17 protein-coding genes are annotated in these 17,595 nt (G+C 72.7%); 4 read left to right on the top strand and 13 right to left on the bottom strand.

The window, feature by feature from the left end:
* Positions 1-4 precede the first annotated feature (4 nt).
* The 5 genes from ACTVZO_RS44555 to ACTVZO_RS44535 form a co-directional block, all read right to left on the bottom strand.
* On the bottom strand, positions 5-682 hold the full coding sequence (locus ACTVZO_RS44555; protein ID WP_443304322.1) for a nucleotidyl transferase AbiEii/AbiGii toxin family protein: 678 nt from the start codon (positions 680-682) through the stop codon (positions 5-7).
* Positions 679-1,044 carry a hypothetical protein gene (locus ACTVZO_RS44550; RefSeq protein ID WP_443304321.1) on the bottom strand — a complete coding sequence of 122 codons (366 nt, stop codon included), beginning with the start codon at positions 1,042-1,044 and terminating at the stop codon, positions 679-681. Before ACTVZO_RS44550 ends, ACTVZO_RS44555 begins: the two co-directional genes overlap by 4 nt.
* Positions 1,045-1,334: 290 nt before the next feature.
* Positions 1,335-2,873, bottom strand: a complete 1,539-nt coding sequence (locus ACTVZO_RS44545; protein ID WP_443304320.1) for a multidrug effflux MFS transporter — start codon at positions 2,871-2,873, stop codon at positions 1,335-1,337.
* A gap of 3 nt (positions 2,874-2,876) precedes the next feature.
* Entirely contained in the window at positions 2,877-3,521 is a 645-nt protein-coding gene (locus tag ACTVZO_RS44540; RefSeq protein ID WP_443304319.1) for an NAD(P)-dependent oxidoreductase, read from the bottom strand.
* A 24-nt stretch (positions 3,522-3,545) separates the two neighbouring features.
* On the bottom strand, positions 3,546-4,298 hold the full coding sequence (locus ACTVZO_RS44535; protein WP_443304317.1) for an MBL fold metallo-hydrolase: 753 nt from the start codon (positions 4,296-4,298) through the stop codon (positions 3,546-3,548).
* 81 nt (positions 4,299-4,379) lie between these two features.
* On the opposite strand from ACTVZO_RS44535, the gene ACTVZO_RS44530 reads away from it, so the two are divergent.
* Entirely contained in the window at positions 4,380-5,009 is a 630-nt protein-coding gene (locus tag ACTVZO_RS44530; protein WP_443304316.1) for a winged helix-turn-helix transcriptional regulator, read from the top strand.
* A 315-nt stretch (positions 5,010-5,324) separates the two neighbouring features.
* On the opposite strand, the gene ACTVZO_RS44525 is transcribed toward ACTVZO_RS44530, so the two are convergent.
* Genes ACTVZO_RS44525 through ACTVZO_RS44500 form a run of 6 tightly spaced genes read right to left on the bottom strand, consistent with a single transcriptional unit; the run spans position 5,325 to position 13,115 of the window.
* On the bottom strand, positions 5,325-6,617 hold the full coding sequence (locus tag ACTVZO_RS44525; RefSeq protein WP_443304315.1) for a 5'-methylthioadenosine/S-adenosylhomocysteine nucleosidase family protein: 1,293 nt from the start codon (positions 6,615-6,617) through the stop codon (positions 5,325-5,327).
* A complete protein-coding gene (locus tag ACTVZO_RS44520) occupies positions 6,617-7,273 on the bottom strand; it encodes a hypothetical protein (RefSeq protein ID WP_443304314.1) in 657 nt (218 codons plus the stop codon). The genes ACTVZO_RS44525 and ACTVZO_RS44520 overlap by 1 nt, the downstream gene beginning before the upstream one ends.
* Complete coding sequence (locus ACTVZO_RS44515) at positions 7,261-9,324, bottom strand: dynamin family protein (RefSeq protein WP_443304313.1); 2,064 nt, start codon at positions 9,322-9,324, stop codon at positions 7,261-7,263. The genes ACTVZO_RS44520 and ACTVZO_RS44515 overlap by 13 nt, the downstream gene beginning before the upstream one ends.
* Entirely contained in the window at positions 9,317-9,760 is a 444-nt protein-coding gene (gene grpE / locus ACTVZO_RS44510; RefSeq protein ID WP_443304312.1) for a nucleotide exchange factor GrpE, read from the bottom strand. Before grpE ends, ACTVZO_RS44515 begins: the two co-directional genes overlap by 8 nt.
* Positions 9,757-11,091 (bottom strand): GTPase, encoded by a 1,335-nt coding sequence (locus tag ACTVZO_RS44505; protein ID WP_443304311.1) that lies wholly within the window; start codon positions 11,089-11,091, stop codon positions 9,757-9,759. Before ACTVZO_RS44505 ends, grpE begins: the two co-directional genes overlap by 4 nt.
* Positions 11,088-13,115 carry an Hsp70 family protein gene (locus ACTVZO_RS44500; protein ID WP_443304310.1) on the bottom strand — a complete coding sequence of 676 codons (2,028 nt, stop codon included), beginning with the start codon at positions 13,113-13,115 and terminating at the stop codon, positions 11,088-11,090. The genes ACTVZO_RS44505 and ACTVZO_RS44500 overlap by 4 nt, the downstream gene beginning before the upstream one ends.
* Before the next feature lie 110 nt (positions 13,116-13,225).
* Here ACTVZO_RS44500 and ACTVZO_RS44495 point away from each other — a divergent pair, with 110 nt between their 5' ends.
* The 3 genes from ACTVZO_RS44495 (at position 13,226) to ACTVZO_RS44485 (ending at position 16,486) form a co-directional block, all read left to right on the top strand.
* Entirely contained in the window at positions 13,226-13,927 is a 702-nt protein-coding gene (locus tag ACTVZO_RS44495) for an NUDIX hydrolase (RefSeq protein ID WP_443304309.1), read from the top strand.
* A gap of 244 nt (positions 13,928-14,171) precedes the next feature.
* Positions 14,172-16,049, top strand: coding sequence for a hypothetical protein (locus ACTVZO_RS44490; RefSeq protein ID WP_443304308.1), 1,878 nt, complete (start codon positions 14,172-14,174; stop codon positions 16,047-16,049).
* Between the two features lie 296 nt (positions 16,050-16,345).
* Positions 16,346-16,486, top strand: coding sequence for a hypothetical protein (locus tag ACTVZO_RS44485; protein WP_443304307.1), 141 nt, complete (start codon positions 16,346-16,348; stop codon positions 16,484-16,486).
* Between the two features lie 13 nt (positions 16,487-16,499).
* Here the strand turns inward: ACTVZO_RS44485 and ACTVZO_RS44480 are convergent, their stop codons facing one another.
* Both ACTVZO_RS44480 and ACTVZO_RS44475 read right to left on the bottom strand, forming a co-directional pair.
* Entirely contained in the window at positions 16,500-16,721 is a 222-nt protein-coding gene (locus ACTVZO_RS44480; RefSeq protein ID WP_030609318.1) for a helix-turn-helix domain-containing protein, read from the bottom strand.
* The gene (locus tag ACTVZO_RS44475; RefSeq protein ID WP_443304306.1) at positions 16,721-17,212 is read right to left on the bottom strand and encodes a DUF2975 domain-containing protein; all 492 of its coding nucleotides are present in this window, start codon (positions 17,210-17,212) and stop codon (positions 16,721-16,723) included. Before ACTVZO_RS44475 ends, ACTVZO_RS44480 begins: the two co-directional genes overlap by 1 nt.
* Positions 17,213-17,595 lie beyond the last annotated feature (383 nt).

Below are 17,595 nucleotides of genomic sequence, written 5' to 3'. Positions count from 1 at the left end.
CGCGTCAGACCTCGTCGGCGTTCTGGCCCTCGTCTTCGTGGAGGCGCTGCTCGAGGTCGCTCACCCAGCGCTGGGCCCAGGCGCGCAGCTCGGCGGTCTCGTCCTCGGTGAGGCCGTACGCGGCGAACTCCTCGTCGTCGGCCCAGTCCGCGCCGGCAAGGCGGTCGCGGAGGTCGTGGAGGCGGAACTCGTCGCGGCCGTGCCGCTCGCCCAGGCGTTCCAGCTCATGGGGCGTGCGGTGGCGGGAGGCGGCGTGGACGTCGATGAAGTCGCGGACGGCGCCGCGGTCGGCCAGGGCGCGGACCTTGGTGCCGATGACGGAGTCGAAGGCGAGGACCGGCCCGTACTCGGTCTGGGCCGGCGGGGTCCAGAAGTGCTCCTTGAGGACGTCGACCTCGCACTCCTCGCCCGTATCGGGGTCGGCGGCCATCAGGCGGGCCGAGAGCGGGTCCACGTCGATCACGCGGACCTGCCAGCCCCGAGCGGCCAGGCCCTGCTCCAGGCTCGTGACGATCTCCGTCATGGGAGCCGGGTTCTCGGTGGCGACGTCGAGGTCCTGGCTCAGGCGCTCGACGAGGCCGTGGGCCTGGACGGCGTACCCGCCGGTGATCACGAGGGGGTAGGGGGTGCCGATGTCGATGACGGCGGCCAGGAGCCGGCGGTGCAGGTCGCTCAGTTTCACGCCGCGGCGGATCCCGCGGTCGCCAGCTCGGGGAAGGCGTCCTCCCAGACCTCGCGCACATGCCTGCTGATCAAGGTGCGCAGGACGGGCCACTGGGCCAGGAGGAGGTCACGGTTCAGCAGGGTCACGAGGTCCTCGTGCTGCCCCTCGGCCAGCACCGTGCGGTACAGGCCCATGCGCAGGCGGGGGCGGTCCAGGTCGTAGGCGCGCAGCCCGGACCAGGCCACGTGCAGTGGCAGCTCGACCACGCCATGCTCCGGACCTGCGAGTTTCTCCAGAGAGGCGGGCAGCCGGCCCGCGTAGCGGGCGTGCAGCACCTCGGCCGCCGACGGCGCCGCGCTGCTGGAGGAGAGCATGACCATGGGCCCGATTATCCCGCGTCCCGTCCGTCTCCGGTACCGCAGACGCGACACACCGCCCCGCCGGCTACACCGCGCGTCCCGCCCGTGGCCCCTTTACGGTTCGGGTGGCAGAGGGAGGAGGGGCGGGCGCCGGCCACTGTGCCTACTCCGCTTCCGGTGAATCAGGCGCGCCAGGGGCCACGGTCGGGCGGGCCTGCTTCTTCAGCCCCATACGCGCGGCCACGATGTCCTCCCGGGGCAGCGTCGACCAGTGGGGATGGTCGACCACGGCGATCGCCAGAGTCCGGATATCACTCCACAGTCGGTCCACTGTTGCCGCCTCCTCCTCGGACCAGCCGGGGCTGTCGGGCACATCGCCGCGGTGGGAGTACCGCTCCCCCCGAGCCCACCCCTTCATCGGCTCCACACTCCAGGGCAGCCCGGCCAGGTAGGCACGGTGCTCGGCGTTGGCCTGGTGGAGCTGCTCCTGGAGCTTGAGGAGGTCGTCCGGGAACGGGGGCACATCGGATGAGGTCACACGGCGATCGTAAGCCTGTTCGATTTAGGATGGGAAGCCGCCGTTCCGATGCGTCCCCCGTACGGCCGCCGGGTGCCGGCCGGCGCGGTCGCCGGTGCCCGGCAGGTCCTTGGCCAGCCGGCCTGCGAGTGCGCTCACCGGGCATCGGCCGGGTGAGGACGCCAAGTGTGAGCAGAGCGAGCGCCGGCAGCACGGCGACGATGATTCCCATCGGCAAGGCGTCGGTGGCGCCGCCCGCGCCGGCCAGCGGAGCCAGTGCCCCGCCGATCATGAACTGGCTGAAGCCGAGCAGAGCGGCGGCCGTCCCGGCGTGTCCGCCGTGGTCGGCCAGGGCTTGGGCCGCGGCGTTCGGCATGACGAGGCCCACGCTGGAGACCAGGACGAACAGGCCGGTCAGGAGCGCGGGCAGGGGTGCCCCTGTCAGCACCGCGCCCAGGACCGTGGTGCCACCGGCTGTCGCGCCCAGCAGACCGGCGAGCAGCAGCACGCGGGCGCCGGCCCGGGCCACCAGCCGGCCGCTGATCTGGGCGGCCGCGATGAGTCCGGCGGCGTTGACGGCGAACACGGCGCTGTACTGCTGCGGTGACAGGCCGTGGATTTCCTGCAGGACGAACGGCGAGCCGGAGATGTAGGCGAACATCGCCGCGAAGACCAGGCCGTTGGCCAGGACGTACCCGGTGAAGTTCCGGTCGCCGAGCAGCTGCCCTACGACAGCCGGCAGCGGCTGGCCTGGCGCGGAGGACCGGGTTTCCGGCAGTCCTGCGGCGGAGGCCGCCAGCATCACGGCGCCGAGTACGGCCAGGCCCACGAAGATCCCCGGCCAGGCCGTGACGCGCAGGAGCTGGCCGCCGAGGACCGGCGCGAACACCGGCGCCAGGCCGGTGATCAAGGTCAGTGCGGAGAAGAGACGTGCGGTGCGGGTTCCGGAGGTGCGGTCGCGGACCATGGCGTTGGCGATGACGATGCCGAACGCCCCGCCGATGCCCTGGACCAGGCGTAGGCCGACGAGGGTCCTGACGTCGGGCGCCACCGCGCAGAACGCGCTGGCGGTCGTGTAGAGGGCGAGGCCCGCCAGCAACGGACGCCGCCGGCCGTATCTGTCGCTCAGCGGCCCGGCGATCAGCTGCCCGATGGCCAGCCCGGCCAGGCAGGCGGTGAGGGTGAGCTGGGTGGCCGCGGCGCCGGCGCGCAGGTCGCCGGCGAGGTCCGGCAGTGCGGGCAGGTAGCCGTCGATGGACAGTGGTCCCAGGGCCACGAGCGCTGCGAGCAGGACGATGAATCGGGTGTGCCGGCCGGCGGCGTCGTCGCTCATGGCTCAGTACGCCACGGTGATGCGGCGGCGTATCGCGGTGCCGCTCTCGATCGTGTCGGCCAGGGCGATCGCGTAGTCGGCGTACGAGATGCGGCTGTTGCCGTCGTCGTCGGTGAGCAGGGTGTCCCCGGCGCTGCGGTAGGCCCCGGTCCGCTCGCCCGCTGCGATGACCGCGGCGGGCGACACGTACGTCCAGTCGAGGTCGTGCACGCCGCGGTAGAGGTCGAGCGCTTCGGACTGGGCCTCGGCGTTGGCCTTCCACAGCGCGGGGAAGTCCGGGTCGTCCATGACCCGGGCGCCGGTCGGCGTGCGCAGGCTGCCGGCACCGCCGATGGTGACCAGGCGGGTGACACGGGCTCGGCGGAGTCCGTCGATCAGCGCACGGGCGGCACCGACGATCGTGGCGCGGTCGTTCTCCTGGCCGATCCGGGGGCCGACGGCCGACAGTACGGCGTCGTGGGAGGCGGCGAGGCCGGCGACCGCGGCGGCGTCTGTGACGTCACCGGTGGTCACGGTCAGGGCCTTGTGCCCCAGTCCGTCGACGTGGCCGGCTCGGGTGACCGCGGTGACGGTGTGGCCGCGACGCAGTAGTTCCTCGGTGGTGGGCCGGCCGATGTTGCCGCTGGCACCGAACAGGACGATCTTCATGTGCTGCTCCTTGTTCCTGATGGTTCAGAGGACGGGCTGGCCGTCGGCGACGATGGCCGCGGTGATGCCGCGCCCGTCGGCGGCGTGCTGGAAGCGCTGCTCGATGTCGGGTTGTTCGGTGTAGAACGGCGGGTTGTGGAACAGGCCGTAGTGCATGGCGCAGACGGTGCCGGCGCCGAGTGCGACGGCGGCCTCGACGCCCTGCTCGGGGGTCATGGTCGCCGGGACGTCGGCCGCGTAGCCCTCGAAGTGGGCGATGACGCCGTTGACCGGGACGAACGCGACGTCGAACGGGCCGTGGTCGCGGGCGATCTGCCACCAGCTGCCGTGCCACTGGGTGTCGCCGCAGTGGATGACCCGCCGGCCGGCGCCTTCGACCACCCAGGCGACCTGGTCGCAGTCGTTGCCGCGCCAGTCCAGCGAGGTCACCGGGGTGACGGTCAGCTCTCCGATGCGGCGTGACCGGCCCAGGTCCTGGGCGACGGGGGTGATGCCCGCCTCGTGCAGCGCCGCCGCGCTCGGGGTGTGGCAGCCGATCGTGCCGGTGGCCGCGATCCGCGCGATCAGGTCGTGGTCGTAGTGGTCGGGGTGCAGGTGGGTGATGAGGGCGTGGGTGCCGGGCGGGGTGTCGACCGGGTCGACCGGCCGGAGCGGCGGCCCCATCACCGGCGCCAGCGGAGCGACGTTCTCGAGCGGGTCGATCAGCAGGCGGGTGTCGCCGAGACGGATCTCGACGCCGGCCCAGGCCAGCCGACGCACGGAAAGGGTGGGGGTCATGGGCAGCGACGCTAGACCGACCTTGTTGAGAAAGTCAACAAGAGAGTTTTGAATCTCAACACGACGATGTAGAGTGCTGGCATGCGCACCTACGGGCAGTACTGCGGCATCGCGAAAGCACTGGATGCCATCGGAGACCGATGGACCCTGCTGATCGTCCGCGAACTGCTCGCCCTGGGTCCTTGCCGGCACACCGACCTGCGCAACGGGCTGCCCGGGATCGCCAGCAACCTGCTGGTCGACCGGCTCCGCGAACTCGAGGAAGCCGGCCTGATCCACCGCGAGGCCGCCCCGCCGCCGGTGGCCACCACCCTGTTCTCCCTCACCGAGCGTGGCCGCGAGCTCGAGCCGGTGCTGCAGGAACTGAGCCGGTGGGGCGTGCCGCTGCTGCGTGAGCCGGGCGGCAACGACACCTTCCGCACCCACTGGTTGGACGTGCCCGCCCGGGCACTGACCGACCACCATCCCGACCAGCCGGCCATCGCCCTGCAACTGCACGCCGACGGCAACGAAGACCTGGTCATCGAAGTCAAGGACGGCTCGGTGCACACACACGCCGGCCGGGTCGACCACCCCACCGCGTCACTGACCGGACCGCCGCACCTGCTGGCCGCCACCCTGCTCGGCGACCTCGACCTGAGCGCCGCAGTACAGCAAGGCCTGCGGCTCAGCGGCGAACGCGAGGCAGTCGTGCGCATCCTGCCCCGCTGATCGGCCGGCCGCTCGCGGGCCTGCGCTCTCCTTGCGGTACTCGGCGAGCATCCCGCGGACCTCGGTCGTGCCGGCCGCCGGTCCTCGGGCATCCGCGTACGGAGCCCGGACATGTACGTGCGGATGGTGTTCGGCGCCATCCCCGCGCGATCAGCCCGGCGACCCACTCCACGTACGCGGCCGTCGTGCACGGCCTCGCCACCCGGGCGGAACGGTGGCGGGCAGCGATTGCGCCGCGGCTACGGCTCCCATGAAAATGCCGAGGGTCCACCCGATCTCCCGATCGGACAGGACCCTCACGCGCCGTTGATCAGGTCACACGAGGCCCGCGTCGAAGCTGCCCCCCACGTCCTTGAAGCCCACCGCGCCCATGAGGTCCACCGGCGAGGTGGAGTCCCCCGGGTGGTGGGGGGCGGTGTGCGCGTCGGCCTGGTCGGGGGTGGTGGTGTCCGCCGTGCGGTCCGGGTCCCCTTGGTCCCCGTGCTCCTTGTGGGCCGCTTGGTCCCCGTGGTCGCGGGACCCGTGCACCGCCGGGGTCGGCTGGTCCTGCGTCGCCGAGGCGTGCTCGCGTGCGAGGTGTTCGGCGACACGGAGCCCCAGTCCGTATGCGGCGGCCGTGAGCCCGGCGGCGACGCCGAGGGTGGGGCGCAGCTTTCCTCCCGGTCGGCCGTCGCCGGACGTGCGGGCCGAACCGGCGTCGCCCCTGAGCCTCCGGCGCCGTGCCGGTTCGTGCCGGGTGAGCCAGGGGAAGTCGGGGTCGGCGAGCATCAAGGTCAGCAGCCGGATCGCGTTGCCCACCGCGTAGCGGCGCCAGGCGTTGGGGAGGCCGTCGAGGTCCCGGGTGGCGTCGGTGGCCGCCTTGCCGCTCTCGGCCCGGTCCGAGAGCCCGCGGACGACGATCAGGTCCACGTCGTCCTGCGGGTAGGCGGCCAGTGCGGCGCCGCCCGCCTCCATTTCGACCGCCGCCAGCTTGCGGTTGTGGTCCTGGAGCACCTCCCTGAAGGCCTGTGAACCGATGACCATGTCACCGCTCGCGATGGGTGCCACGTGATACTGCGGGCCCTGGTCCGGCCGGTCCGGCTTGGCGATGCGGCATGCCGCGTGGCTGTCCCGGGTCCACTGCTCCGCCCGCTCCTCCGTGGCCTCCCTGCGCGGGAAGTTCTGGACGTAGCGCAGCAGGGCGGCCGATGGTTTCCAGTTCGTCCCGGCGAGCCGGTAGGCGGCGCCGTCGGGGTTCTTCGGGTCGTCCACGACCTTGGCCTGGTTGAGGTAGTCGACGATCTCCGAGGCGATGACGACGTCACCGAGCGGGAGGCCGTCGTCGAGTGCCGCCGCCGTCCCCACGAGGGCGACCAGGGACACCTTGAACTCGTGGACGAGGTCGTTGACGGCGACCGCGGCGTTCGGCAGACCCATCGCGTCCAGGACGGTCAGTACGCCCATCACATCGGAGCCCGGGACCCGGAAACGGTAGTAGACCCGCTGGTCCACCTCGATGTCGCCGAGCCGGTCGAGCCCGGCCATCACGTACCGGAACTCCTCGCCCAGGGCGACCACCAGCCCCACCTTCGGCTTCAGTTCGCGGTCTGCGGTCGTCGGCTCGGCCATCACGGCTCCCTTCTGTCGCCGGCGTCCATGGCCAGCACGATGCGGGTGGACAGTACGGCGACCGCCGCCAGCTCGGCGGCGGACACCACGGACAGGGCGGGCTGGGAGACGCCCCGCGACAGGAAGTGGAGGACGACGCAGACGACCGCGGGCAGAGCGAACATGATCAGGTCCACGGCGAGCTGGAGGTACTTCCCCGACACCCGCAGAGGGCCGCCCCGGTGCACGGTCTCCCAGGCGAGTACGAGACCGGCGTCCACGCCGGCCGCCGCCGCCAGCCGGGGCCGGAGCGTGGTGCGCAGATAGCGGCCGATGGCCGACACCTTCTCGTCGTTGACCAGGTAGGTCCAGCCGAGGACGATGCACACCGGCGGGAGGAGCAGGACGAGTTCCGCGGCGCGGGAGGTGCCCGCGATCGCCACGGCGGTGGCGCCGAAGACGGCGAGCGTCGCGTACATCAGGTGGTCGCGCGCCGCGATCCGGGCGCTCTGCTCCGCCTTCAGCACCTCGTACTCGGTGACCAGTACCTGGCACAGCGCCCCGGAACCGGGGGGCGGCGAGGACCCGTCGGAGGCGGGCCGCCGCGGGCCCGGCGCACCGCCTCCCCGGCCGTCACCGCCCGGGCCAGTGCCAGTGCCCGTGCTCAGGGGTTCCATACGTGCCTGACCTCCTCGAACTCCGTTCGCAGGGCGTCCAGTTCCCGCGCGGCCAGGTCGATGGCGTTGAGCATCCCCACGCGCTCGTCGATGCTCAGGCCGGTGTGCCGCTCCAGGTCCGCCTCGTCCCGCTCGATCTGGGCCTGCTCCTCCTTCAGCCGGCTCTCGATCTCCACCGTGATGGCGTCCCGCTGCTGTACGGCGTACGCGCAGGCGTCCTGGACCGCTTCGGTCTCTATGGCCGCCAGTACCTCCGCCAGTACCTGTTCGGCGGCCTCCCTCGACTGGGCGCGGCGCCGGCGCCAGACGGCCACCCCGCCGAAGAGCGCCGCGGCGACCGCCGCCGCCACGACGGCGGCGGGCAGCGCGGCCAGGGCCGCGGTGGCCAGCGCGGCCGCACCGCCGGCCTGCTGTCCGGTACCGGGCGACTGGGTGCCTGCCTGCGGCGCGGGGATGGACTTGTGGACGGGGAACCAGTCGGGGAACAGCCCGATGGTCTGCGGCTCGGTACGGGCCTCGGTACGGGGCGTGCGCCGGCCGGCGGCCAGGTCGCGGGACAGTACGCCCGCCCCCATCAGGGCTGCCGCCGAGGCCTCGCTGTCCTCCGGTACGAGGTCGGCGACGGTGAGCGGGGTGTACACCCGTACGGCCAGCTCCTCCGATGCGTTCAGCCGGCCCAGGTGGGCGCCCACCGGCCCGTCCGGGTCGTTCTCGGTGATCTCCTTGACCGCGGCGTCGAGCCGCAGCTTGACCAGTGCGCGCATCTCGGCCGAGGCGCTGGCCGGTTCCTTGACCAGTTCCTCACAGATGCTCTGCAGAGCCTTGGGGTTCTTGCCTTCGAACCGTTCGCGGTAGTCGGCCTTGAGCCGCTCCGCCCGTTCGGCACCCAGTTCGCGCACTTCCGCCTGAGCCTCCTCGGCGGCCCGGTCGAGGTCGGGCTTCCAGACCTCCCCGTGTTTGGCGATCCACCGGTAGACCCGCTCCTGCCGTTCCCGGACGGCCCGTTCGCCTTCCTCGCCCTCCGCCAGCAGGGACCGGCGGCCCGCCAGCCGGTCGGCGATCGCGTCCGCGGTGGAGCCGGCGAGCCGCAGCAGGGTGCGGCGGTGGATCAGCCCGACCTGTTCGACCACCTCGGTGCGCAGCCACTCGGCTGGCTTCGGCATCCCGCTCAGTTCCAGTTTCCTCTCCCAGCCCGGGCCGGGACGCCGTGCGTACGCGCCCAGGGCGTCCTTGGCGGACACGCTGACCCCGGTCACCTCCTTCCGGAAGCGTTCGGCGAGCTGCCCGCCGCGCGTCTCGTCGTCGAGCAGCGCCGTCCACGTCTGCGGGGAGTGCAGCAGGGCGAGGTTCTCGCGCAGCCGGTCGGCGGCGTCGGGGAACTGTTCGGCGTGGGTCTGGACGATCAGGTAGTGCCCGACGTGGTCCACGGACTCGGCCAGGAAGCGCAGTTCCGAGGCGCTGACGGGACGGTCCGGGCGGATGACGAACAGGACCGCGTCGGTGTCCGCGAGCGCTGCCACGGTCGCCCTGCGGTGGGCGGGGTTGAGGCCGCCGACTCCAGGCGTGTCGGTCAGCCGCAGCCCTTGGGCCAGCAGGTCGGACGGGACCGCGACCACCGCGCCGAGGACCTCGGCGTCCCGCCCGTGGCGCCGGGTCACCGTCTTGGTGCCGCGTGCGGTCAGGTAGTCCTCGATCTCCTTCCCCACCACGTCGCGCACGACCAGTTCGTCGCCCTGTTGTACGTAGACGGTGGCCAGCGGGGCCTTTCCGTGGACCAGCTCCACCTGCACGGACGACAGCGCTTCGGTGGCCGTGGGCAGGACAGGGGTCTCCACCAGCGCGTTGATGAGTGTGGACTTGCCGACGGAGACCTCTCCGACGACGGTCACCTGGGCGACGGGCCTGCGCCAGCGACCGGCCAGGTTCTTGAGGGGTTCACCGGCCGCGGCCAGGGCCTCTTCCTCCTCGGCCAGTGCGAGCAGGCGCAGCAGGGCGTCCTCCGCCCGGTCGTCGGCGGCCGCTGCGGCGGCGGTGCCGAAGGGGTCAGTCATGGGACTCCTCCTCCATGTCGTAGACGGCGACGCGGGCCGGCTTGAGGACCTTGCGGGTGTGGCTCTCGCGGAACCCGGGGTCGAGCACGTCGGCGATCCGGCCGTACTGCTGTGGTTCGGTGGCCCCGCGCGTCTCGGCCCAGGTGTGGGCGGCCGGGTCGAAGGGCGTTCCCGGTTCGGGGCTGATCGTCACGATGCCGGGCAGCCGTGCCACCACGGCCCTGATCCGGCGCGCCAGTTCACGGCTGGTCAGGCGGTCGGCCACGGCCAGCAGGTCCGCGGCCACGTTGGGGAGGTGCGGCGGCGCCGGGGAGGGCTGCGCGCCCGGTCGTGCGCCGCCCGGTCGTGCGCCGCCCGGACCGGGCCGGTGGCGGGCTGCGAGCCGGTGCAGGACCCGGGCCGTGGTCCGGGCCGAGCGGAAGCGGGGAGGTCTCACAGCGTTTCCTCCGGTTCGGGATCGGCCAGTGCGCGCAGTGCCGCGTCCTGGACGAGGCGTGCGAGGTGGCGGGTGCGGGAGTCGGCGAAGGGATCGGCCGATCGGGCCGACCAGCGGGTGAGTGCGGTGGCGGCAGCGGCCGGTGGGCAGCTCAGCCCCCGCAGCAGCCGCAGGGCCGTCTCCAGGTCGTCCGGGTCGAGTCCGTCTCCCACGGAGGTGTGGCGCATCAGCCGTGCGGCGGCCCGCGGCCACAGGTCCTGGTACGCCCGGCTGGACGTCACCCCGGCGATCGCGGAGCGCACCCGTGCGGCGGGACCGTCGGGCAGCCGGACGGCCAGCCGGCGCAGCCTGAGCAGGGCGGCGGTGGAGGTGAACAGGTCGGTGTCCTCCGCGATGTCGGCCAGTACGGATTCCAGGGCCGCGATGCCCGACATGCGCTCGAAGACGGCGGCGACGGCCGACGGGTCGTCCATGCCCGCGGTGGTGCGGACCAGTTCGGGGAGCCCCTTGGGCCCCCCGACCGTTTCCTCGAACGCCTTCAGGTCCGCGTCGGGGAACCGTCCGGACAGTTCCTCCCGCACGTCGGACCAGGATTCCGCGGGCCACGAGGTGAACGAGGGCAGCGCGCGGAGGGCGTCCAGTACGGCCACCGTCCGCCGGTCTACGCCGCCGCTCCTGGCGGCGGCCGCCATGAGCTGGTTGACGCCCGCGAAGCGGAAGGTGAGCGGTGCGTCGACGCGGGTCCGGCGCTCGATGCTGCCGATGTCCTCATCGACCAGATCGATCTTCGACATGACGACCACCACGTTGCCGACGAGGTCGAAGGGGCCCGCGGAGAGGGCGGCGAGGCCATCCAGCTGCTCGGCCCAGTGCTGGTCGACCAGTCCGCGGTCCAGGACGCAGACGAAGGCCGCGGCGGCCCCGGCCAGGTCACCGCCGCGCATCATCCGCAGGGTCTCGCGCGGGTTCTCCGAGAGGGTGTTCAGGCCGGGGCTGTCGCCCAGGACGAGGCGGTCGGCGAGCGGGAACCCGACAGGGACCGCGCGGTGGGAGGGATCGGGAAGCCGCAGCGGGCCCAGGTGTGGTCCGTGGTACCAGGTGACCTCGGCGGTGGTCTCGGTGAACGCCGTCTCGGCCCGGGAACCGGAGACCAGGGCGTTCAGGAGGGTCGACTTCCCGCTCGAGACGCCGCCGACCAGCAGGACCCTCAGGGGCTGGCCGCACTGGGCGACGATGTCGAGCAGGGTGGTGTCATCGGCCTGCTCCGGGTCGCCGAGCAGCGCGCGGCAGTGCTCCGCGATGAGCGCCGCGGCCGGCCCGGGCGCCGTCACCGTACGGGCCCTTCGAGGCGCAGCCGGTGCACGAACCCGGGGGTCCTGGCGTACACCACACCGGGGTCGGGGCTGGGGTACATCCGGTGAGGGCCCGTGGACGCGGCCGCGTCGCGCAGCGCGAGTTGTCTGCCGGTGTCCGCCGCGAGCGCCCGGTACACCCCGTCGTGGGTGTCGAAGACGATCACCACGGGCTGTCCGCCCGGCGCCGTGCAGGCCACGGGTCCGCCGTCCCCCAGCGGACGGTGCCAGAGCCGCTCGAAGCCGTCCGGCCGCAGGGCGTATCCGCTCACGGCTCCGGCTCCGCTCACGGCCGCCGTGGCCGAGGACGGTTCGACGGCCACGGAGAACGGCTCGGAGAGGGGGAGGAAGGCCGGTCTCCGCAGGGAGTCCGGAGTCCGGAGGGAGTCCGTGTCGAGCAGGAACAGGCCGGTCGCGGTGCGGGCCAGGAGCATTCCGGGTCCGGCGAAGGTGAGTTCCGATACGGGCTCGTCGAAGAGGAGGGGACTCCAGCGGTCTGCGCGGACGTCGACCAGGGAGCCGCCGGGGCCGTCGTCGACGCACCAGGCGAGCAGCGGCCACCAGTGGGCCAGTGCGGTGACGCGGCCCTCGGACCGGGACGGTGTGGCGGCGAGGTGGCCGAACACGCTGGCAGCGACGTCCTCGCCCCGCGCGTTCAGTTCCATCACGGTGAAAGCGGGTGAGGGGCTGGCGAGCACCAGTTCGCGACCGGTGCCGCCGGCCGTCATGGCGACCGAGCCGGGGACCTTGCGGCGCAGGGCGACCGGGCCCATGGTTCCGGTGCCGTCGTCCTGCCACACCTGTAACCCGGCGTCGGGGCCGAGGAAGGCGAGGCCGCCGCGCACGGCCGTGAGGGGTGTCCGGGCAGCCGGCGCCTTCATCACCTCGGCGGCGAGGGTGAAGGGGCGGACGGCGCGGGCGCGCGGCGCGGGGGCGTCGGCGGGTATGCGCAGTGCGCCGAGGGCGACCAGGCTGCCCGGTGTCTCCTCCTGGGCGTCGATCACCTCGGCTCCCGCCCCGGCGGCCAGGTCGGCCATCTGTTCCCGTACCAAGGGGATGCGCGCCGCTCCGCCGCTGAGCGCGAACGTGTGGGGCGGGTCCGCGTGGAGCAGGGACAGCGCCTCGTCGACCAGGGTGCGGCAGGTCTGGACGAGCGGGGCGATCGCCGCCTCGAACTCCGCGCGGTAGACGTCGATTTCGAGACCGCGGACCGCGAACACGGCCTCGTCGCCATCGCTCAGGGCCTTCTTGACCTGTTCCGCCTCGGCCCTCAGCAACTCGGGCTCGGTGGTGGCGATGTCCGTCAGTTCGCGGAGTTGGCCGGCGTCGGCCGATTCGCGCACCAGGTTCAGGAGGCAGGCGTCGAAGTCGTCGCCGCCGATCAGCCGGCCCCCGTCGTACACCACGCGGGCCGGACCCTGCGCCTGGTGCCGCAGGACGGCGAAGTCGAAGGACGAGGCGCCGAAGTCCAGGACCGCGTAGGATCCGCCGGCCGGCAGCCGGGACGCCATGTGCAGGCCGACCGCCTCGGCTTCACTGACCAGGGCGACGGGAACTCCGGGGAGGGCGGCGGCCGCCGCCTCCACGAGCACCGCCTTCTCGGTGTCCGTCCAGACCACGGGGTGGGACAGGACCAGGCGGTCGGGCCGTCCGAACCGCTTCGGGACCGCGGTGAGCGCGTGGGCCAGGATCACGCCGATTCCGCGCACGAGGGGCTCGGTGCCGCCGGTGGGGAACCGTAACTCCCGGTAGAGCGGTTCGGTGGCCGGGTCCGGCTTGTTGACCTGCTGTTTGACTCCTACGAGGTACCGGCCGCGGTAGCGCGGGGCGCCGGCGAGGTTCTCCGGCGCCACCCCGGTGAGCATGCCCCGCCCTCGGTCCAGGAAGAGCGTGGTGGACCACTGGAACTGCCCGTCGATGTCGAGCGCGGCGGGGTCATAGCGCTTCGGCCGCCACAGAGCGGCCTTCGTAGCCGACGCGCCGATGTCCACAGCAAGGATCACAGGGCCCCCCAAGCCTGTACCGCTCCCGCTCCGGGAGCGGTTTCTGTAGTTGTGACCCTAAGTACGCGGCGGAGTTCTTGTCAATCGCACAATTAGTTAGTCTGTGCAGCATGAGAGCCACCCGCCCCCGCCTCCTGATCCACATGACGGCCGACATCGCCCTCCTCACCATCCGTGAGGGCGCCCTTCAGGTCCTCATGGTGGAGCGGGGCACGGAGCCGTTCCGGGGCAGACTGGCCCTGCCCGGCGGGTTCCTGCGCGGGTCGGAGACCCTCGACGAGACGGCGGTCCGCGAACTGCGCGAGGAGACCGGACTGGACGCCGCCCGGTTCCACCTCGAACAGGTCGGGGTCTACACCGACCCGCGTCGCGATCCGCGCGACCCGCGGGTGGTCACCTGCTCCTACCTGGCGATCGTGCCGGAGCCCGCGGCGCCGGTCGCCGGGTCGGACGCGGCCGCCACCCGGTGGCTGCCGGTAGACACGGCGCTCGCCTCCCCGGACCTGCTCGCCTTCGACCACCACGAGATCCTTGCCGACGCCGTCGAACAGGCCCGTTTCAAGCTCCAGCACTCCGCCGTGGCCACGCAGTTCTGCGGGCCCGAGTTCACCATCGCCGAACTGCGCAACGTCTTCGAGACCGTGTGGGGACAGCTGCTGGACGGCCCGAACTTCCACCGCAAGGTCACCGAAGCGGCCGGGTTCATCGTCCCGGTGGGGCGCCGGCGCAAGCCCGCGGTCGGCCGCCCCGCGGCGCTGTACCGGGCGGGCGACGCGACGACGCTGACACCGCCGATCATGCGGCCCGCGTGAGCCCCGACCACCCTGAGCCCGGCCGACCCGCCCGACCCGCCCGACCCGCAGGCCCGGCGTCGCGGCGCGCTGCGGGGGCCGGTTCCGGGTAGTGCGGGGCCGCCGGTCCCCCTCACCGGCGGATTCGGCTGAGCTGTCCGGGTGGCGGGCGGCCCGACGTTCACCGTCGTGACGATTGCGCGGTGGCATCCTGTGCCAATGCCGCAGCCCTTCCGGGCCGCGTTGTCTCGGAAGGACTTGGGCATTGACGTCGCCGACGGCCTACCTGCTGGCACCCGTGATGGCCTTGACAGTCCTGGGAGGAACAGAACCCGCGGCCGCCGCGGCCACCGCCTATGACGGACAGTCGGCCCACGGCACGGCCCTGTTCAGCGTCAAGGCCACGAACAACGCGGCGGCGCAGGCCTTCACCACCGGGAACACGCGCGTCACCCGGGTCAGCGCGTACGTGGCGAGCGGGGCCGCGACCGGCCAGATCACGGCGCAGATCCGCAAGGACAAGGCGAACGGCGCCTCCTCCATCGCGAGCAGGACCATCAACCTGGCTTCCCTGGGCGGAGCCGGATCGGGGTGGCTGGAGTTCCCGATGAACGCCGCCGTCACGCCGGGCGCCACGTACTACCTCCACCTCCAGGCGACGACCACGGAGAACAAGCCGATCGCCTGGTACGGAACCGTATCCTCGGCGCCGGGCGCCCTGACCAGCTGGAACTACGACAAGGCGTACTGGGGCGGCTGGCACGCCTACACCTCCCGGCTCGCGTTCTACGTCGAGCCCACCGGCAGCGAACGGTGCGGCGAGACACAGCAGTGCTACGTCCCCACCACGGCGCTCGCGGCCCGGACCTCGGGGCTGCTGGGCAACTTGCGCAGCACCGAGGCGGTGCTGCCCGCCTTCGCCGTCGGAGCGTCCTACGTGGGTGACAGCAACGTGCTGCGCCTGCCGTCCGGCCGCTGGCGGTACCTGCCCACCGGGGCGACGGCCTCCGTGGTGGTCCCCGCCGACCACCCGGGCGCACTGGCCCAAGTCGCGGAGAGCGCGGGCTGGCTGGCCAAGGGCACGGTGCCGGGCACCACGAACGGACAACGGGCCGCCGCACGGCGTGCGTTGCTGTCGATGCGCGCCCTCCTTCAGCCCAACGGGGCCTCTGCCGCGGCCTGGTCCCCGCCGTGGGAGTACTCCTGGCCCCGGGACGGTGCCTTCGTGGCGGCGGCGTTCGCGGCCACCGGACACAGCGAGGAGGCGTACCGCATCCTCCAGTACGACGTCCGCACGCAGCGGGCCGACGGGACCTGGGAGGCCAGGACCACCCTGGACGGATCCGGGCCACCGGACGGGCGCCCCTGGCAGCTCGACGGCAACGGCTGGGTGCCCTGGTCGGTCTGGCAGTGGTACCAGGCTGCGCCGGCCGGTACCCGCGCCGCAGGGCTGGACGCCCTCTACCCGATGGTGCGCAAGGCCGCGGACCGGGCTGCCGCCTCGCTGGGCGCGAACGGGCTCCCGCCGGCCTCCCCCGACTACTGGGAACTGCCGACCGCCACCACCAACATCGGTACCGCGGCACCGCTCCTCGCCGGTCTCAACGCGGCCGCCGACCTGGCGGGAAGCCGCGGGCAGGACGCGGACCGGGTGAAGTGGACCGCCGCGGCGCGCAAGCTCTCCGCCGGCATCGCCCGGTACTTCGCTCCGCTGGGCTACCAGCGGACCATCGACGGAAAGCACGGCCGGGACAGCGCGGCGGCGTTCATGGCGCCGCCCTTCAACCGGGCCCCGGCCGATCTGCCGGCCGCCCTGGTCTCCACCCAGCGCGCCCTGCTCCAGCCCAACGGAGGCCTGCTGCCGGGCAACGACCCCGGTGCGCCCTGGGGGTCGTACGCGTGGACGGCCAGCACCGGCTTCTTCGCCCTGGCCTGGGCTCAGCTGGGCGACACGGCCCGGGCGGACGCGGTACTGAACTGGGTCCTGGCCAAGCGCAACGGGCTCGGGGAGTTCCCCGAGACGGTCAACGGTGCCGGACATCCCTCGTCGGTGGCACCGCTCGGCTGGACGGACGCCGTGATGGTCATGGCGCTGAGCGCCCGGCAGGGCGATCCGCTGCCCACGCCCCCGTTGCCGCTGTGAGTGAGTCTCTTCATCCTGTCCCTGCGGTCGGTGGTGGGCCGGCCGTGGCCGTGGCATCCGGGCCCGTGGCGCGGTCGACTGCCGGCGCTCGGTGCGACAGCTGCCGGATCAGTGACCGCTGTTAGCCTGCCGTCCGTGATCAAAGGCGGCGCGGCAGGCCGAATAGGCTGCGGAGCGGGGGACAACGGGCCGGAGCGCGTGCTGATCGCCGCCAGTTTCGTCAACCGTGTCGGCAAAGACACTGCCGGCGCCGCGGCAGCAGCGGCGCCGGCTGGTCCTCGCGGATCCTCACCACGGTGGTGCTCGGACTCGGCACGACGGGCTGGCTGCTGCTGGCCTTGTTCTTCGCGGTACTGGGCTCTGCCGGCCCGTCCCTTGCCCGCTGGGGCATGCGCACCCCGCCGCAGTCAGGCGTTGCCGCAGAAGTGACGGGCTGACCGGCGGGACCGGCTATCCGCCCGCGGCGTCCTCGGCCTCCCAGCGCAGCAGGTCGCCCGGCTGGCACTTGAGCACCTCGCAGAGCGCGGCGAGCGTCGCGAAGCGCACCGCCTTGGCGCGGCCGTTCTTCAGTACCGCCAGGTTGGCCGGGGTGATCCCCACACGGTCCGCGAGTTCGCCCACGGACATCTTCCGCCTGGCCAGCATCACGTCGATGTCTACGGTGATCGGCATCAGATCACCTCGTCCAGCTCGGCCTGCATCTGCGTCGCCTGGACGTCGCGGGCGATGGCCTGGGCGAGCAGCATCCGCAGGAGGAGCACGATGAGCGCGACTCCGAGGACGGCCAGCCCGACCCCGCCCATGATGACGGTGACGCCCGGATCGTCCCGCTGGCCCGGCGCGTTCAGGGCCGTGACCGCGAACCACACGAGAGCAGCCGCGACGATCGCGCCGATGATGCCGTCCACGTACCGGAAGGCGGTGTGGGAGAACACGGTTCCGCGCCGCACCATCGTCACCAGTCGCCATACGCAGACCAGGGCGACCTGGGCCGTCCCGATGCCCAGGATGGTGATCACCCGCAGCGCGGTCAGCGGGAGCGACCCGTCCTCCGGGTCGTTCCCGCTGACCAGCATCCACAGCATCAATGCCTGTACGAACACGGTGCCGGTGAGCACCACCACGAGCACGGCGCGGAGCGCGCGCACCGTCAGCTTTCCCATGCCTCATCCTTACATCGAAGTGCGATAGAAATCTATCGAATCTCGATAGGTTGGGCAAGGGGGCCCGGGGCGCCCAAGGGCGGGCGGCGATGGCGGACGACCTCGTGGAGATCACTCCGGATGGGCGGAGCGGAAGGCCGAAAAGGGAGCTGGGGGCGGACGACGACGGAGGCGGCCGGGACGGCCAAGGCGGGCCGGACAGGGCGGTGATGAGGCCGCGGGCCGTCGCGCGGCGCACTACGGCGGTCAGGCGCCCGCGACCAGTGTGCCGAGGGCAGTGCGCCGGCGGGCGGCCGAGCGGCCTGTGCGCGCGGCGGGCGGGAGACCGGGACCGGCCGGGTACGTCAGGACTGCGGGACGGCCCGGGGTGTCCTGAGAAGTGG

The organism is Streptomyces sp. IBSNAI002 (genome assembly GCF_052244475.1).
In the GTDB taxonomy this organism is placed as follows: domain Bacteria; phylum Actinomycetota; class Actinomycetes; order Streptomycetales; family Streptomycetaceae; genus Streptomyces.
This window is presented reverse-complemented; position numbering and strand designations above follow the sequence as displayed.

Excerpts from the sequence above, each read along its gene's own strand:
- ACTVZO_RS44535 (WP_443304317.1), bottom strand. The coding sequence starts at position 4,298 with ATGACCCCCACCCTTTCCGTGCGTCGGCTGGCCTGGGCCGGCGTCGAG.
- ACTVZO_RS44520 (WP_443304314.1), bottom strand. The coding sequence starts at position 7,273 with ATGGAACCCCTGAGCACGGGCACTGGCACTGGCCCGGGCGGTGACGGC.
- ACTVZO_RS44515 (WP_443304313.1), bottom strand. The coding sequence starts at position 9,324 with ATGACTGACCCCTTCGGCACCGCCGCCGCAGCGGCCGCCGACGACCGG.
- ACTVZO_RS44550 (WP_443304321.1), bottom strand. The coding sequence starts at position 1,044 with ATGGTCATGCTCTCCTCCAGCAGCGCGGCGCCGTCGGCGGCCGAGGTG.
- ACTVZO_RS44475 (WP_443304306.1), bottom strand. The coding sequence starts at position 17,212 with ATGGGAAAGCTGACGGTGCGCGCGCTCCGCGCCGTGCTCGTGGTGGTG.
- ACTVZO_RS44530 (WP_443304316.1), top strand. The coding sequence starts at position 4,380 with ATGCGCACCTACGGGCAGTACTGCGGCATCGCGAAAGCACTGGATGCC.
- ACTVZO_RS44540 (WP_443304319.1), bottom strand. The coding sequence starts at position 3,521 with ATGAAGATCGTCCTGTTCGGTGCCAGCGGCAACATCGGCCGGCCCACC.
- ACTVZO_RS44545 (WP_443304320.1), bottom strand. The coding sequence starts at position 2,873 with ATGAGCGACGACGCCGCCGGCCGGCACACCCGATTCATCGTCCTGCTC.
- ACTVZO_RS44525 (WP_443304315.1), bottom strand. The coding sequence starts at position 6,617 with ATGGCCGAGCCGACGACCGCAGACCGCGAACTGAAGCCGAAGGTGGGG.
- ACTVZO_RS44480 (WP_030609318.1), bottom strand. The coding sequence starts at position 16,721 with ATGCCGATCACCGTAGACATCGACGTGATGCTGGCCAGGCGGAAGATG.
- ACTVZO_RS44495 (WP_443304309.1), top strand. The coding sequence starts at position 13,226 with ATGAGAGCCACCCGCCCCCGCCTCCTGATCCACATGACGGCCGACATC.